Source organism: Candidatus Amarolinea dominans (assembly GCA_016719785.1).
Lineage (GTDB): Bacteria > Chloroflexota > Anaerolineae > SSC4 > Amarolineaceae > Amarolinea > Amarolinea dominans.
In genome coordinates, this window is sequence record JADJYJ010000003.1 from 495,290 (window position 1) to 509,921 (window position 14,632).

The window sequence follows — 14,632 nt, forward strand, 5'->3', positions numbered from 1 at the left end:
GTAACTTTTGGCGCAAGAACCGCATGACACGAATTGATGTATGATGTGAGATCGAGCTGTTGGATTTTTGACAGCCTCCCTCTGACCTGGTATACTAACCCATAGATGAACATCTATGCGATATGCAAACCATGACCGACTTACTCGCGTTCGCGAAAACGATAGCGGATGAAACCCGCCAGCAGATCATGCAGATTCTGTGCTGTAGTGAGCTGTGCGTCACGGACGTGGTGGAGCGGCTGGCGCACGACGGCAATGAGGTCAGCCAACCCACGGTTTCCCATCATTTGAACCTGCTGCGTGAAACCGGGCTGGTCACGATGCGCCGCGAGGGTCGTCAGGTCTATTACAGCCTGAACCAGGACGCGGTGGCGATTTGCTGCGGGGTGTTCCTGCAGAGGTTCGCGCCCGAACAGGAAATCTGGTCGCTGCAGCCCCATCAGCCTCCTGCCTGAGCCAGGCTGTTTTTTTGATCTTATCCATAGATGTTCGTCTATGCAAGTTGAGGATCGCCAGCCGATCAACCGCCGGTGAATGGCGAACGAATCACATCAATCGCAAGGAGTCTGAAGTATGTCAACGATGAACACCCCTACCGCCCCGCTCGATGCCGACCGCGTGCGCGGTCGCGTGCAGGATCGTTACGGCGCCCTCGCGCGCCAGGTCAACTCGGCCGACCTCGAAGCCCGGCCCGCGCCCGTGAGCTGCTGTGAGCCAACCACAGCCGCCGCGGCCGGCGGCTGCTGCGGCCCTGCCAGCTCAGTGACGCTGGACCTGAGCAGCCTGGAACTGGTCAACGTCGCGGGTGAGCCGACCTCCAGCGTGGCCGGCGCCCTCTACTCGTCTGACCAACTTTCCGATCTACCGGATTCGGTGACGGCCATTTCGTTGGGATGCGGCAACCCAACGGCCATTGCCGGTCTGCACCCCGGCCAGACCGTGCTCGACCTGGGCAGCGGCGGCGGCATTGACTGTTTCCTGGCCGCGCGCCAGGTTGGCCCGACCGGCCGCGTCATCGGCCTGGACATGACCACCGATATGATCCGGCTGGCGCGGCGCAACGCCAAAAAACTGGGCCTGACAAACGTGGAGTTTCGCTGGGGCGAGATCGAAGAGATGCCGGTGGAGGACGACTCGGTGGATGTCATCATCTCCAACTGCGTCATCAACCTGTCGCCGGACAAACCCCAAGTCTTTCGGGAAGCCCTGCGTGTGCTCAAACCGGGCGGCGAGCTGGCTGTGTCAGACATGGTCTTCGAGGTGCCGATCCCTGAAGCGCTGCGCGGCGACCTGGACTCCTGGGCCGGCTGCGTGGCCGGCGCCTGGCTGGAGAGCGATTATGTGGAGGCGATCCGTCAGGCCGGTTTTCGGGAGGTCGAGGTGGCGGCGCGGGACTATCTGCCCATCACCGAGGTGCTGAGCGCCAGCGACATCGCCGCGCTGCAGGCGCAGGCCAACGGCCACCTGCACGGCGTCTCCCTTGACCGCGTCATGGCGAGCATCAAAATTCGGGCGCGTAAATAACACGAGGTATTGGTGATCTTGGTCCTGAAGATAGCCCCACGCGGAGGGATAGTCCGATGAGCGCATCTGTACAGGTGATTGCACGCGAGGGTAAGCCGGAATGGGCCGTATTACCATGAGGGCGGGCGTCAGCGCTTTGTCCACACAAACGGCGTCGTGTAGACCAGGTGGCGGAAGCCCAGTTTTTGCAGGATAGGGCGGCTCATCGGACTGGCATCCACGGTGAGAAAACGCACACCGCGGGTGCGGGCCTCTTGTGCCCGCACGGCCACCAGCGCGGTGTAGATGCCGCGGCCGCGATAGGCCGGCAGCGTGGAGCCGCCCCACAGATCGGCAAACCGGCGGCCGGGATGGTAACAGATGCGGGCATTGGCCACCGGTTTGTCGTCTGCATAGGCCTGAAAGATGCTCATCAGGTCGGGATGGGTGCGCAGCGTCTGCGCCAACTCATCCTCCAACCCTGGCGTCGGCTTTTCCCACACCTGCGCCTGCACCGCGGCGACCAGGCTCAACTGCGCCGGGTCAGTGATACGCAGGATGTCGGCGCTCACGGGCTGGAGGAGCCGCGCCGGCGCCTCCTCCAGATCGAGCGCCATCAGCGCCTCTGGCTCGTCCGGCTCGAAGCCGTGGGCGATGAGCCGCTGCTTGAGATCGGCCGGCGTATCGTGATCGAAGACCTTCCATTCGAAGCTGCTCTCGAAGCTGCTCTCGAAGCTGCTCTCGAAGCTGCTCTCGAAGCTGCTTTCTATGCCTCTCTCGATACCTCCCTGAGTATTTCCGTCTCTGTCCTCGAGACCCCGGCCGGCTGTCTCCATGTGCCTGCTCATGTCTGCGATCTGCGTCGCAATGGCCTCGTCAGCCGTTTCAGGGCTGAGCCGCGTGTAAAGAATCCAGCCGCCGTGACGGCCGGGCGGTTCCATCATCACCCGCGTCAGATCCGGCAGCTTTTCCACGCGGCCAAACGGGTCGAAGGGGTCGCGGCGCATCTCTGCGTCGTACAGGGCCAGGATTTCACCTGTGGTCATTTTGTCACATGTCCTCGCGTGTCATCACGTGCAACCCGCCGGAGGGACCAGCGGGTTGATGCGATCAAGCGTTCGGGTTTAACCTGCGCAGGCGTCTTCGCCGCCATCCACGAAGATAATCGAGCCACTGACCCACCGAATGTCCGGGTGTGACAACTGGCGGATGGTGATCGCCACGTCCTGCGTGGTGGTCAGGCGACCAACCGGGTTGCGGCGCAGCGCGCCTTCGACGATCTTTTCGTTGCCGGGAATCTTGCGCAGCGCCGGCGTGTCGGTGACGCCAGCCTGAATGCAGTTGACCAGAATGCCTTGCTTGCCCAACTCCTGCGCCAGCACGCGCGTGTGCGATTCCAGCGCGGCCTTGGCCGCGGACACCGCGCCGTAATTCGTCACCACGCGATGCGACCCTTCGCTGGTCATGGCAAAGATGCGACTGCCGCGCCCTAGCAGATGGCGATCCATCAAATCCTGCGTCCAGTAGACCAGGCTGTGCGCCATCACATCCAGCGTCATGTCCATCTGCGCCTTGCTGATGCGCTGCGCCGGGTCTTCATGCACGAAGGGCAGCAGGGTGCCGAACGCCAGCGAGTGCATCATGACATGCACGGTGCTCTCGGCGCCCGCGGCGGCCAGCGTCTCCTGCACCTTGTCCAGCACACGCCCGCGCTTGGTCTCGTCTGCCGCGTTGACATTGAAAAACATCGCCTGGCTACCATAGCCTTCGATGTCTTCGATCAGGGTCTTGACCAGGGGCAGGGTCGTCTTCATGTCCAGGTGTACGCCGAAAATGTTCATGCCCGCCTTCGCCAGCTCGCGCGAGACGGCTGCGCCCATGCCACTGGAAGCGCCCAAAATGAGCGCCCACTTGCCTTTGAATGATTGGTCACTCATCGGTTGTCTTTCCTCCGGATTTGTGATGATGCTTGAGAAGATACCTCGGCGCTGTCCCAGCGGTGTGGGAGCGCCAGACAGAAATTGTCACCTGGTGTAACCCCACTCAGGCTCATTCGTCACGCGCAAACGGCCTGTGGATGTGGGGTCGGCCGCGGGCACGAAAAAGCCTGGGCAGCAAGGGTTGCGACGCCTTTAGCCCAGGCTTTTGGAACGATTTGCAGTATACTTGTCGGTTCAGCGCGCTAACGCGCGATGGCGTTGCCAAAACCAGGCGATCATATAGCCGGTGATGCTCAGGCCGGCCAGATTGAATATGGCCTCCGGATTGTAACCATGCGCATGACCGATGGCGGCCAGAAACGCAGAGAGTGCAATGCCGGTGACCAGGGCTATAATGAGCGAAGCCACAAGCCTGGTAGCGGAGACTGTGATCTCCCAACCCATCATCATGATGCGATACTCCTTCTTGAGATGTTAAATTTGTTGAACGACGGGAGGTTATCGAGGCGGCATAACTGACTCTGTTACAGATGTGTGCGTTGACCTCAACTGCTCACATGGCACACACGGGATTAAATATATACTGCAAGCGTACAGCATGGGTATAGCATAGCGCGTTCTGGCGTCTGGAACAAGCCCCCATGCTTACGATTACCTTACAGATGCGAAAAAATGGGTCATCGGTACTATGGACGAGCACGCGCGGGCAGTTTGACCATTTCGCACGCCCTCGCTATAATGCGCCCATGTTCTCAACCACCCATCGTCCGTCGGTGGGCCATCTGTTCCTGGGCATCTGGTGCCTTCTCATCGGCATCGGATTGGTTCCCTTGCCAGCAGCCGCACAGGAAGCCCCTGTTTCACCCGCACCTTCTCCCTTGATCGAACAGATGGTTCGCCTCACCAATCGTGCGCGCAGTCAGCGCGGTCTCAACCCCTACTGGCTCAATCCACTGCTGAGCCAGGTCGCGCAGGCTCATGTCAATGACATCATCGCCAGCGGCCACCTGGGCCATGTGGGTTCGGATGGCAGCCGTGCGCCCGAACGCGTGCGCCGCGCCGGCTACAATGCGTCGCTCGTCAGCGAGAATTGGGTCTACAGCCGCGCCCTGGAAAAGGGCTTTGCCTGGTGGCTGGCAGATCCCCCGCATTATGAGAACCTCATGCACCGCCATTACAGGGAAATCGGTGTGGGCATGGCCGTCCCCCCCAACGGCTGGGGCCAGGTGTGGGTCATGCTCTTCGCCGCCAGCGCCGATGGCGGCACCGCGGCGGATGCCGTGTTGATTGCAGACGCAGGCGAGCCGGCGCCGGCCGTGGATTCTGCCGGCGGTGAGGCGCTCGTCACTGGCTCCACCTACATTGTGGAGCCGGGCGACACCCTGGAAGCCATCGGCCGCCGCCTGGGCATTCCCTGGTTGCGCATTGCCCAACTCAACGACATCAAGGATCCCACCAGGCTGCAGGCAGGCCAGGTGCTCGACATCCCTGACGCCGCGCCGCCCGCCGTCACACCGCCCGCGGACGCGCCCGCACCGGAGCAAGCCGCACCGCCGCCGCTTGAACCACCCGCGGCCGTGCAGCCCGCAGATGCAGCGCCGCAGGTTGCGCCACAGCCTCCCACAACATACACCGTGCAGGCAGGCGACGCGCTGGCTTCCATTGCCGGCCGCTTTGGGTTGACCTGGCAGACGCTGGCGCAATGGAACGGGCTGAACGCGAAATCTATCCTGCGCATCGGCCAGGTGCTGCGCCTGACCGCGCCGGCGCAGGCCAGCGCCGCGCCGCCCGCGCCGGCGCCGACCGTCTATCGTGTACGCGCCGGCGACTCGTTGTCAGCCATCGCCGCCCGCTTCGGCTCTTCCTGGCAAACTCTGGCGCGGCTCAACGGGTTGAACTCCGCCTCTATCCTGCGCATCGGGCAAACGCTGCGCCTGCGCTGATATGCAATGCGCTGATAGGTGCCGCTCGTGGCTCTGACACCAACGCTTCGCCAACTGCTGCACGCACACATTCACCTGGCGCCCACAGCCTGGACGCAGGCGCCCGCGTCGGTGCGCGCCAGTTTTCGCAGCCCGTTCGAACCAGCGCAGCACCTGGCCCAAGCATTGGGACGCCTGCCGCCGTCGCTGCTGGCCTGGTGGGCCGAACTACCCAGCGGGCATATCCTGATCGGCGATCAGCGCGGCTATGCGCCCGGTCGCCTGTCCGATGATTCCCCTGGCCGGGTCAACGTCGCGCAGATTGCCCTGGCCGATCTGGCCGCTCCTGCGGAGGGTCTGGGCGACGCCTGGTTCTGGATCGCCCACCTGCTCGACCATCACCTGGGCTGCCTGGGTGCAGCCGATGGCGCCTGGCTGTCCGATGGCGCCGGCAGCACACCGCGCTGGCAGGCGGTGGGGCAGCGCATCGCATCCCTGGCGCGGCTGGGCTATGACCCGCAGCCCGCCGCCAGCGGTGATCCTCATGCCTACCTGGCGGCCGGCCTGGCCCTTTTCATCGCTGACCGCGCCGCGCTGAACGTTCAGGATCCCAAGCTGGAGCGCCTGCTGGCAACCACGCTCTTGCACGAAGGTTTCTGCCGTCGTGCGTTGACTGCGACGACGTAGGAATGGGAAGGCGGCGCGGGGATCAAGATCGGGCATGTCAACCCGACATCTCCTGGCCTTTAGGTGGCGCGGTGCATTTGACAGAGAGAATGAACCGTTGTACAGTATTGCAGTACAGAACGATAACGAGAGGCTTATATGACAATCCAAACTACGTATACTCAAGCACGCGCTAACTTTGCCAAGCTCTGCAGCAGCGTTACCGCGAATCGTGACATCGTTATTATCCAGCGGCGTGGGGTCGAAGATGTGGCTTTGATTTCAGCCGCAGAGCTGACCAGCTTGATGGAGACGGCCTACTTGTTACGTTCACCCAAGAATGCAGAACGCTTACTCGCTGCGCTAAACCGCGCTCTGCACCGCGATATTGAACCACAATCTATCGAAGATCTGCGCCGTGAGGTGAGCCTTGAGGCAGCGACGAGAGAAGCCAGCGGCTGAGCATTTTCAGCGCGTAGCCGTATTTCAGCCAGAGTTCCGTGACGATTTGCGTTACTGGGTGGAGACAGATCGTAAGATCGCTTTACGAACATTCGATTTAGTCGAAGCTGTCATGCGCGATCCGTTTAGCGGTATGGGCAAACCGGAGCCTTTGAAGTACTTTGCCCCTGGTGCATGGTCCCGGCGACTGACGGATGAACATCGTATTGTATACCTGGTAAGTCACGACCGCATAGATTTTCTTCAGGCCCGTTATCATTACTGAGGACGTGTCGTTATTTCATCAATTCGCGCGGATTGAATCGTGAAGAAAGGGAAGTCCATGCTCTTTTCGCTGCTTCTGGTTCTCGGAGCTGTGGGTACAGCCACCCTCGGTCAACTCCTGCTCAAGAGCGGAATGACCGCCGTGGGACGGCTGGGTGCAAGCGCCCTACAGCAGCCATTGCAAACGGCGTTGGCAGTGGCAAGCGTGCCTACGATCTGGTTCGGGCTGGCCGCCTATGGCCTGGGCGCCGTGCTCTGGCTCGTCGTCTTGTCGCGGCTCGACCTGAGCTTCGCATATCCCCTGCTGGCTCTCTCCTATATCTTAATTCCGCTGCTCTCCTACCTGGTGTTGGGTGAAAATGTGCCCGCGCTGCGCTGGGTGGGCATTGCCGTCATTTTTATGGGCGTCGTCATCGTTGCGCGCACCTGATAAGGTCAAGCCATGTCACTACAAGTCATCCATCACAACCTCGGCAACGCCGGCGTACTGTTCCTGGCGATTGCCGGCATCTGGGCGCTGGCCATCTACTTCCGACGCCGGGACATTGACGGTAATCTCTGGGGCATCCTGGCGATTGGCGAGCTGCTCTTTCTGGCCCAGGCCATCCTGGGGATGGTGATGTATGTCAACGGCGGCCGGCCGGCCCGTTTGATCCACTATCTCTACGGCATCCTGATGATGATCCTCATCCCTGCCACCTTCGCCTTCACCGGCGGCAAGACGACCCGCAGCGAAGCCCTGATCTACGGCCTCATGGCGCTCTTCATGGCCGCCATGGCCGCCACCCGCGCCATGACCACCGGTTAGCCTTCCTGCAGATCGGCCAGTGCTGCGCGCACGGTTGCGATGATGTCGGCCAGCGGCGCCAGGCGTGTCTCGTCCCCGCGACGCGGCTTCAACTCGATCCCGCCTGCCTTCAAGCTGCGGTCGCCCACCGTGATACGCAGCGGCAAGCCAATCAAGTCCGCGTCGTTGAATTTGACGCCGGGACTTTCGTCGCGATCATCCATCAGCACCTCGATGCCCGCAGCCCACAGGTCGCGATAGAGTTGTTCGGCCGCTGCCACCGCGGCCGGCGCTTTGCGGCCCAAAACCACCAGGTGTACCTGGTACGGCGCCACAGCCAGCGGCCAGACGATGCCCGCCCGGTCGTGATGCTCCTCCACCACGCAAGCCAGCAGGCGCCCCACCCCGATTCCGTACGATCCCATGACTACCGGTTTTTCGCGGCCAGTCGCGTCCAGAAACATCGCGCCCAACGCCTCGCTGAAGTGCGTGCCCAGCTTGAAGATGTTGCCCACCTCGACGCCGCGCACACTGCGCAGTGTCGCCGCGCACGTGGCACAGGCATCTCCAGCGGCCGCAGCCACGATATCAGCCACCACATCAGCCTGGTAATCACGACCATGATTGGTGTGCAACAGGTGCCAGCCCACCCGGTTGGCGCCGGCTACCAGGTTGGGCGACTGCGCCACCAGGTCATCCACCACGAGTGTGTAGGCGTCACGGCGGGCGCCGATGGGCGAGCCGTAGCCGGGCTGAGCGCCGATAGCCAGAATCTCTGCCTCGGTTGCCAGGCGCAGGTTGGTTGCTCCCACCACGTTGGCCAGCTTGGTCTCATTGACGTCCATGTCCCCGCGCACCACGGCAAAAACGAAACGCTCGACGCCCGGCCCCGCGCGGTCGAGCGTCGCCACCGTGAAGTAGGCTTTGGCGGTACGGCTGGCGGGCACCTGTAACAGATCTGCCAGGGCCGCAATCGTGGTGGTATCCGGCGTGGCAACTTGCGTCAGCGGAAGCAACGGCTCTGGCTGCGGCTGTGGTTTGCGCACAGTTGCCACCTGCCGATTGGCCGCGTAGCCGCACGCGTCGCACAACAGCAGCGTATCTTCGCCGATGGGGGTCAGGTACATGTACTCGTGCGCACTCTGCCCGCCCATCATGCCCACATCCGATTGCACCGCAACCACCGGCAGGCCACAGCGCCGGAAGATCTCGAAGTAGGCGTGGTAGTGCGCCTGATACTGCCGATCCAGCCCGTCTGCGTCCGCGTCCAGGCTGTAGGAATCCTTCATGGTAAACTCACGCACGCGGATCAGGCCGCCGCGTGCGCGCGGCTCATCGCGGAACTTGGTCTGCAGGTGATAAACCAGCCGCGGCAGTTGGCGATACGAGCGCACCTCGCGCCGCACCAGGTCGGCCACCACCTCTTCGTGCGTCATGGCCAGCACCAGGTCGCGGCCGCCGCGGTCCTTGAAGCGCGCCAGTTCGGGGCCGATGCGGTCCCAGCGCCCGCTTTGCTGCCACAGCTCAGCCGGCTGCACCACCGGCATGGTCATCTCCTGCCCGCCGATCGCGTCTATCTCCTGGCGGATGATGGCTTCGATCTTGTTCAGGGCGCGGCGCGCCAGGGGTAGATAGGCAAAGATGCCCGCGGCCAGGGGACGAATCAATGCCGCGCGCACCATGAGCTGGTGGCTGGCAATCTCGGCCTCGGCCGGCGCTTCGCGCACAGCGATTGTCGAGCAGGCCGTGGTTACTTGCGCAGGGTGGGCAGCCACATGCGAGGGCCGGAGCCAGAGCCGACGACGACGGAGCCATTGGTGGCCGCGGCGCCAGCGTCAATCACCGCACTGCGGTCGGTGATGCGCACCTTGGTGAAAGTCAACCCGCTGGTACCGGCGCTCATTCCCTGGAACTGCATCGTAGCCAGCACGCCGCTGCCGTTCGGCCCCGCGCCTGTGCCCAAGGTGTAGGCGGCGAAGCGCACCGTACCGACTGTGTTGTCAATCAGGGGGCCGAGCAAATAGGCCGTGTAGGTGCCGCTGCCGGTCAGCATCGGGCCAAGCGTCACCCCCGACGCGTGAACCACCGCCGGATCGAACGCAATGATGAACTCGAACGCGCCCAGGTTCTGCGCGTTGCTGATCTGCACATTGATGCTGCCGGTGTCATTGACACTGAGCGTCAACGGATTCGGCGCGAGGGCGATACTCGCTGCATTGGGTCCGCTGCCAGATATGCCGGCCGCGGTCAACGCGGCGACCGCCAGGCAAAACACCAGGGCCACCATTCCATGTCGTCGCATTTTGTCCTCCTGAAGTATCAGATCTCAGTGCCATGCGGGATAGAGCGTCCACGTGACCATCGTCATGACGCCATTGATTCCTGCCTTGTTACCGGGGTGGACGGCAATACCCGTTGGCAACTCACCGACCGGGAGGCCACACGGAATTTCCGCTATGAACCATACTGATAGAAACCGCGACCGCTCTTGCGGCCCAGGTGCCCGGCGCTGACCAGGCGGCGCAGCAGAGTCGGCGCCTTGAAGCGCGTCTCCCCCAGTTCCGCAAACAGCACATCGGCCACAAACAGAGTCGTATCGAGACCGACAAAATCGGTCAGGGTCAACGGCCCCATCGGGTGATTGGCGCCCAACATCATGCCATTGTCAATGTCCTCACGGCTGGCCAGGCCCTGCTCATAGACGCGGATGCCATCCAGCAGGTAGGGAATCAACAGGCGGTTGACCACGAAGCCCGGCGCGTCCTTGGCCACGATCATCTTCTTGCCCATGCGCTCGCCCACGGCGCGCGCGGTATCGAGGGTGGCGTCGTCGGTTTGCACGGTGCGCACCAGCTCAAGCAGCGGCATCACCGGCACCGGGTTGAAGAAGTGCATCCCCAACACTTGGTTGGGGCGGCGCGTGACGGCGGCCAGATCAATCACAGAAATGGATGAGGTGTTGCTTGCCAGAATGGTGTTCGCCGGGCAGATCGCGTCCAGCGCCCGGAAGATCCCCTGCTTCAGTCCCGTGTCCTCCGTCACCGCTTCGACGATCAGATCGCACGTCGCCAGGGCGTCATCCAGGCCAACGGCGCCGGACAGGCGGGTCTGCGCGGCTGCCTTGTCCTCTGCGCTCAGCTTGCCTTTGGCGACCGCCCGTCCCAGGGAGGACTCAATTCGTCCCAGGCCCTTCTTCAACAACTGCTCATTTTGCTCACGAATCAATACCTGAAAACCACTCTTGGCTGCCACTTCTGCAATCCCTGACCCCATGAGGCCACAGCCAATGATACCGATGGTTTTAACATCCATGATGGGTTGAACTTGCTCCTTTGTCTTGCTTCTACGGGAGGGGCGCACGGGCTGATTATAGCAAACGTGCCCATGCTTGGCAATTGCACCGTAGGCCCGGCGTCTGGTAAAGTCCTCACTCTCATGTTAAAATGTGCTGCAAGCGGGCACGAATTGCGCCTGACCCCTTAGGCGGAAAAGTGAAGTCTATTCCCGCTTGCAGCATAAGATCAGGAATCCATTGCAAATCCATCGTTGGGGAGATGTCCATGACCCGCTCGGTTGCACACATAGCCCAGGCCGATTTGGCCGACAGCCTCCGCCAGGCCGTGTCAGGCGCGGTGCGCTTCGATGCGACCAGCCGCCTGCTCTATAGCACCGATGCCAGCAACTACCAGATCGAGCCGCTCGGTGTGGTGATTCCGCGCGACGCGGCCGATGTCGCGGCCGCGGTCAGCGTCTGCGCGCGGGCCGGCGTGCCGGTCCTGGCCCGCGGCGCGGGCAGCTCCCTCTCCGGCCAGGCCATCGGCCGCGCCGTCATCCTTGATTGCTCGACCCACCTGAACCAGATCGAAGCCGTGGACGTGGAGGCGCGCTGGGTGCGGGTGCAGCCTGGGGTTGTCATCAACACCCTCAACGCCTATCTGCGACCGTTTGGCCTGATGCTCGGCCCTGACCCCGCCAGCGCCGAACGCGCCACAGTGGGCGGTAGCCTGGCCAACAACGCCACCGGCGCGCACTCCATCCTCTACGGCATGTTTGCCGACCAGGTGCTTGGCGCAGACGTGGTCCTGGCCGATGGCAGTTGCGCCCGCTTCGACACCCTGGCGCCAACCGATCCAGCCTGGGCCGGCCGGACCACAGGCGACACGCCCGCCGCCCGCATCTATGCCGGAGTGACCCGCCTCCTGGATACCTACGGGCAAGACATCCAGGAACGCTTCCCCGCCCACTGGCGCCGCTCCAGCGGCTATGGCCTGACCTACCTTCTGCCCGACGCGCCTGGCCGCCATCCCACTTTTTCGGTGCGACCGCAAGGCCTGGCCCCGCTGCTGGCCGGCTCTGAAGGCACCCTGGCCGTCCTGACCAGCGCCACGCTGGCGGTGGTGCCGCGCCCCAGCCGCACTGCGCTGGCGATCTGCCAGTTCGACGACCTGCTGGCGGCCATGGAGGCAACCAATGCCATCCTGGCGTGCCAGCCCTCAGCCGTGGAGTTGATGGATGACATGCTGATTGGCCTGGCGCGCCAGCAGCCCGGCACGGCCGGCAAGATGTTCTTCGTGGATGGCACGCCGGCCGCGCTCCTGGCCGTGGAGTTTACCGGCGCCAGCGAGGCTGAGCTAAACGCACACCTCGACCACCTGGCGTTGACCCTACGCCAGGCCGGCTGGCCGCGTCCGCCCCTGCGCCTGCTCGACCCGGCCAGCCAGGCCACGGTTTGGAGCGTGCGCAAGGTGGGCCTGGGCATCCTGATGAGCATCCGTGGCGACGCCAAGCCGATCCCGTGCATCGAAGATGTGTCGGTGCCGGTCGCCAACCTGCCGCGCTACGTGGCCGACGTGCTCGACCTGCTCAAACGTCATGGCACGCACGGCAGCTTCTACGCCCACGCCAGCGCCGGCTGCCTGCACGTTCGCCCCCTGGTCAACCTGAAGACCGCCGCGGGCGTGGAGTTGATGGTGGACCTGGCGGAGGGCGCCTGCGAACTGGCCCTGCGTCATGGCGGCGTCATGACCGGCGAGCATGGCGATGGCGTGGCGCACTCGCACCTCAATGCCCGTCTCTTTGGCCCGCGGCTGTACGCGGCCATGTGCGAGCTCAAGGCGATCTTCGATCCGGCCAACAGCCTCAATCCGGGCAAGAAGGTGCATGGGCCTGACCCGCGGGCCGATCTGCGCTACGGCCCGGCCTATCGCACGGTAGAACTGCACACCCATTACGACTTTGGCGCGGACGGCGGCTTTGCCGGCGCGGTCGAGATGTGCAACGGCGCCGGCGTCTGTCGCAAAGAGAGCGGCACGATGTGCCCTTCCTTCCAGGCCACCCGTGAAGAAAAGGACTCGACGCGCGGCCGCGCCAACGCCCTGCGCGCGGCGCTCAGCGGCCGCCCCTCTGCGCTGGCCCTGACCGGCCCGGAATTGCACGATGTCATGGACCTCTGCCTGGGTTGCAAAGCGTGCAAGACCGAATGTCCAAGCAGCGTGGACATGACGCGGCTCAAGGGTGAATACCTGGCCCAGGTGCAGGAGGCGCAGGGAGTGCCGCTGCGCAGTCGGATTTTTGGTCACATCGCCCGACTCAGCAGCCTGGCCGCGCCGGTTGCCCCGCTGGCAAATTGGATGCTGCGCACGTCTGCGGCCCGGCTGGCGCTCAACGCGCTGGGCGTCCATCCCAACCGCGCGTTGCCGCTGTTCAGCCGCCAGACCTTCAGCGCCTGGTTCAAGCGTCGCCGGCCGGGGTTGCCCGCGGGGCCGGCGCAAGGGCCGGTGCTGCTCTTTCATGACACCTGGATCGAATACAACTACCCCGCGGTGGGTCAGGCCGCGGTCAAGCTGCTGGAAGCGGCCGGCTACCAGGTGTTGATTGCACCGCGGCGGCAGTGCTGCGGCCGCCCGCTGCTTTCCAAAGGGATGCTGGCGGAGGCAAAGCGCCTGGCGCAGCACAACGTCGGCGTGCTGGCGCCCTACGTGGCCCAGGGGATGCCGGTTCTGGGACTGGAGCCAAGCTGCATTCTGAGCTTCCGCGACGAGTATCTGGCGCTCTTGCCCGGAGATGAGCAGGCGCAGGCGCTCGCCGCGGCCAGTTTCACGATCGAGGAGTTCCTGGATCAGGAGCGCCGCGCGGGCCGCCTGCATCTCACCTTCAGACCGGGCCAGGAACAGATCCTGCTGCACGGGCATTGCCATCAGAAGGCGCTGGTAAGCACCGGCCCGGCATTGGCCGCTCTGCGCCTGTTGCCAGGACGCCAGATCAGCGAAATCGAGGCCGGCTGCTGCGGCATGGCCGGCGCGTTTGGCTATGAAACGGAGCATTACGCGATCAGCCGCAAGATCGCGGAGGATCGCCTGCTGCCGGCCCTCGCCGCGGCCCCCCAGGCGCAGATCGCGGCCGACGGCGTTTCCTGCCGCCAGCAGATCGCCCATTTCAGCGGCCGCCGCGCCCGCCATGTGGTGGAGGTGCTGGCGGAGGCGTTGGAGTGAGGGCGGAGATCGGCAATCGAAAATCGAAAAGGAGAAGGTAGAATGGGAACAGAGTTTGTGCGGGCCGGGCAGCCGGCGCCGAAGTTCAAGGTGAAGGCGGTGGGTTCGGGGCGTGAGATCAGCCCGGAAGCGCTGGCCGGCCAGGTGGCAGTGCTGGTGTTCGTCAATCAGGACACGCAGCGCGACGGTCGTGGCATCATCAAGGCCATCCGCGAGCAGTATCCGAGCGCAAGTCAGGTGACGATTGCCACGGCCGTGGATTTGTCGGCAGTACCGATCATCCTGAAAGGCATGGCGGAGAACGCGCTCAAGGAGTCGTACCAGAAGTCGGTGGCCCGGCTCGCGGCGGGCGAGGAGCCGGCCGCGTACGTCATCATCCTGCCAGACTGGAAAGGCGAGCTGCTGAAAGCCTTTGGCATCAAAGCCGTCAACAAGCAGCCCGCCTTTGTCGTCATTGACCGTCAGGGTTTGATCGGCGGCGGTTACCAGGGAGCCGATGGCGCCGCCGCGGCCACGGCATTATTGGCCGGTCTCGTCGCGTAGGTCATCGCCTCCGGCGTGACAACATGCGCCTCGCGGCCAACCCCCGTCACACCG

Annotated in this window: 16 protein-coding genes; 10 read left to right on the plus strand and 6 right to left on the minus strand. The window is 63.7% G+C overall.

Features of this window, described 5'->3' with window-relative positions; translation table 11 throughout:
• Positions 1–122 precede the first annotated feature (122 nt).
• Both IPM84_05520 and arsM read left to right on the plus strand, forming a co-directional pair.
• A complete protein-coding gene (locus IPM84_05520) occupies positions 123–455 on the plus strand; it encodes a winged helix-turn-helix transcriptional regulator (protein ID MBK9092226.1) in 333 nt (110 codons plus the stop codon).
• A gap of 127 nt (positions 456–582) precedes the next feature.
• Positions 583–1,524 (plus strand): arsenite methyltransferase, encoded by a 942-nt coding sequence (arsM, locus tag IPM84_05525; GenBank protein ID MBK9092227.1) that lies wholly within the window; start codon positions 583–585, stop codon positions 1,522–1,524.
• Positions 1,525–1,652: 128 nt separating this feature from the next.
• Here the strand turns inward: arsM and IPM84_05530 are convergent, their stop codons facing one another.
• The 3 genes from IPM84_05530 to IPM84_05540 form a co-directional block, all read right to left on the minus strand.
• Entirely contained in the window at positions 1,653–2,549 is an 897-nt protein-coding gene (locus IPM84_05530) for a GNAT family N-acetyltransferase (GenBank protein ID MBK9092228.1), read from the minus strand.
• A gap of 78 nt (positions 2,550–2,627) precedes the next feature.
• Positions 2,628–3,440, minus strand: a complete 813-nt coding sequence (locus tag IPM84_05535) for an SDR family oxidoreductase (protein ID MBK9092229.1) — start codon at positions 3,438–3,440, stop codon at positions 2,628–2,630.
• 237 nt (positions 3,441–3,677) lie between these two features.
• Complete coding sequence (locus tag IPM84_05540; protein ID MBK9092230.1) at positions 3,678–3,893, minus strand: hypothetical protein; 216 nt, start codon at positions 3,891–3,893, stop codon at positions 3,678–3,680.
• Positions 3,894–4,189: 296 nt separating this feature from the next.
• Here IPM84_05540 and IPM84_05545 point away from each other — a divergent pair, with 296 nt between their 5' ends.
• The 6 genes from IPM84_05545 (at position 4,190) to IPM84_05570 (ending at position 7,565) form a co-directional block, all read left to right on the plus strand.
• A complete protein-coding gene (locus IPM84_05545; GenBank protein ID MBK9092231.1) occupies positions 4,190–5,386 on the plus strand; it encodes a LysM peptidoglycan-binding domain-containing protein in 1,197 nt (398 codons plus the stop codon).
• Positions 5,387–5,413: 27 nt separating this feature from the next.
• Positions 5,414–6,052 carry a hypothetical protein gene (locus tag IPM84_05550; protein MBK9092232.1) on the plus strand — a complete coding sequence of 213 codons (639 nt, stop codon included), beginning with the start codon at positions 5,414–5,416 and terminating at the stop codon, positions 6,050–6,052.
• 138 nt (positions 6,053–6,190) lie between these two features.
• Entirely contained in the window at positions 6,191–6,493 is a 303-nt protein-coding gene (locus IPM84_05555; GenBank protein MBK9092233.1) for a type II toxin-antitoxin system prevent-host-death family antitoxin, read from the plus strand.
• Positions 6,462–6,758: a Txe/YoeB family addiction module toxin gene (locus IPM84_05560; protein ID MBK9092234.1), complete on the plus strand. Its 297-nt coding sequence runs from the start codon at positions 6,462–6,464 to the stop codon at positions 6,756–6,758. The genes IPM84_05555 and IPM84_05560 overlap by 32 nt, the downstream gene beginning before the upstream one ends.
• Before the next feature lie 39 nt (positions 6,759–6,797).
• Positions 6,798–7,187, plus strand: coding sequence for an EamA family transporter (locus IPM84_05565; GenBank protein ID MBK9092235.1), 390 nt, complete (start codon positions 6,798–6,800; stop codon positions 7,185–7,187).
• 12 nt (positions 7,188–7,199) lie between these two features.
• On the plus strand, positions 7,200–7,565 hold the full coding sequence (locus IPM84_05570; GenBank protein MBK9092236.1) for a hypothetical protein: 366 nt from the start codon (positions 7,200–7,202) through the stop codon (positions 7,563–7,565).
• Here IPM84_05570 and IPM84_05575 read toward each other — a convergent pair.
• The 3 genes from IPM84_05575 to IPM84_05585 all read right to left on the minus strand — a co-directional run bounded on the left by IPM84_05575 (position 7,562) and on the right by IPM84_05585 (position 10,856).
• On the minus strand, positions 7,562–9,277 hold the full coding sequence (locus IPM84_05575; protein ID MBK9092237.1) for a proline--tRNA ligase: 1,716 nt from the start codon (positions 9,275–9,277) through the stop codon (positions 7,562–7,564). The genes IPM84_05570 and IPM84_05575 overlap by 4 nt on opposite strands.
• Before the next feature lie 17 nt (positions 9,278–9,294).
• Positions 9,295–9,846, minus strand: a complete 552-nt coding sequence (locus IPM84_05580) for a hypothetical protein (GenBank protein MBK9092238.1) — start codon at positions 9,844–9,846, stop codon at positions 9,295–9,297.
• Between the two features lie 152 nt (positions 9,847–9,998).
• Positions 9,999–10,856, minus strand: a complete 858-nt coding sequence (locus IPM84_05585) for a 3-hydroxybutyryl-CoA dehydrogenase (GenBank protein MBK9092239.1) — start codon at positions 10,854–10,856, stop codon at positions 9,999–10,001.
• A 248-nt stretch (positions 10,857–11,104) separates the two neighbouring features.
• Here IPM84_05585 and IPM84_05590 point away from each other — a divergent pair, with 248 nt between their 5' ends.
• The gene (locus tag IPM84_05590; GenBank protein MBK9092240.1) at positions 11,105–14,035 is read left to right on the plus strand and encodes an FAD-binding protein; all 2,931 of its coding nucleotides are present in this window, start codon (positions 11,105–11,107) and stop codon (positions 14,033–14,035) included.
• Positions 14,036–14,077: 42 nt separating this feature from the next.
• Entirely contained in the window at positions 14,078–14,578 is a 501-nt protein-coding gene (locus IPM84_05595; protein MBK9092241.1) for a redoxin domain-containing protein, read from the plus strand.
• Positions 14,579–14,632: the final 54 nt, after the last annotated feature.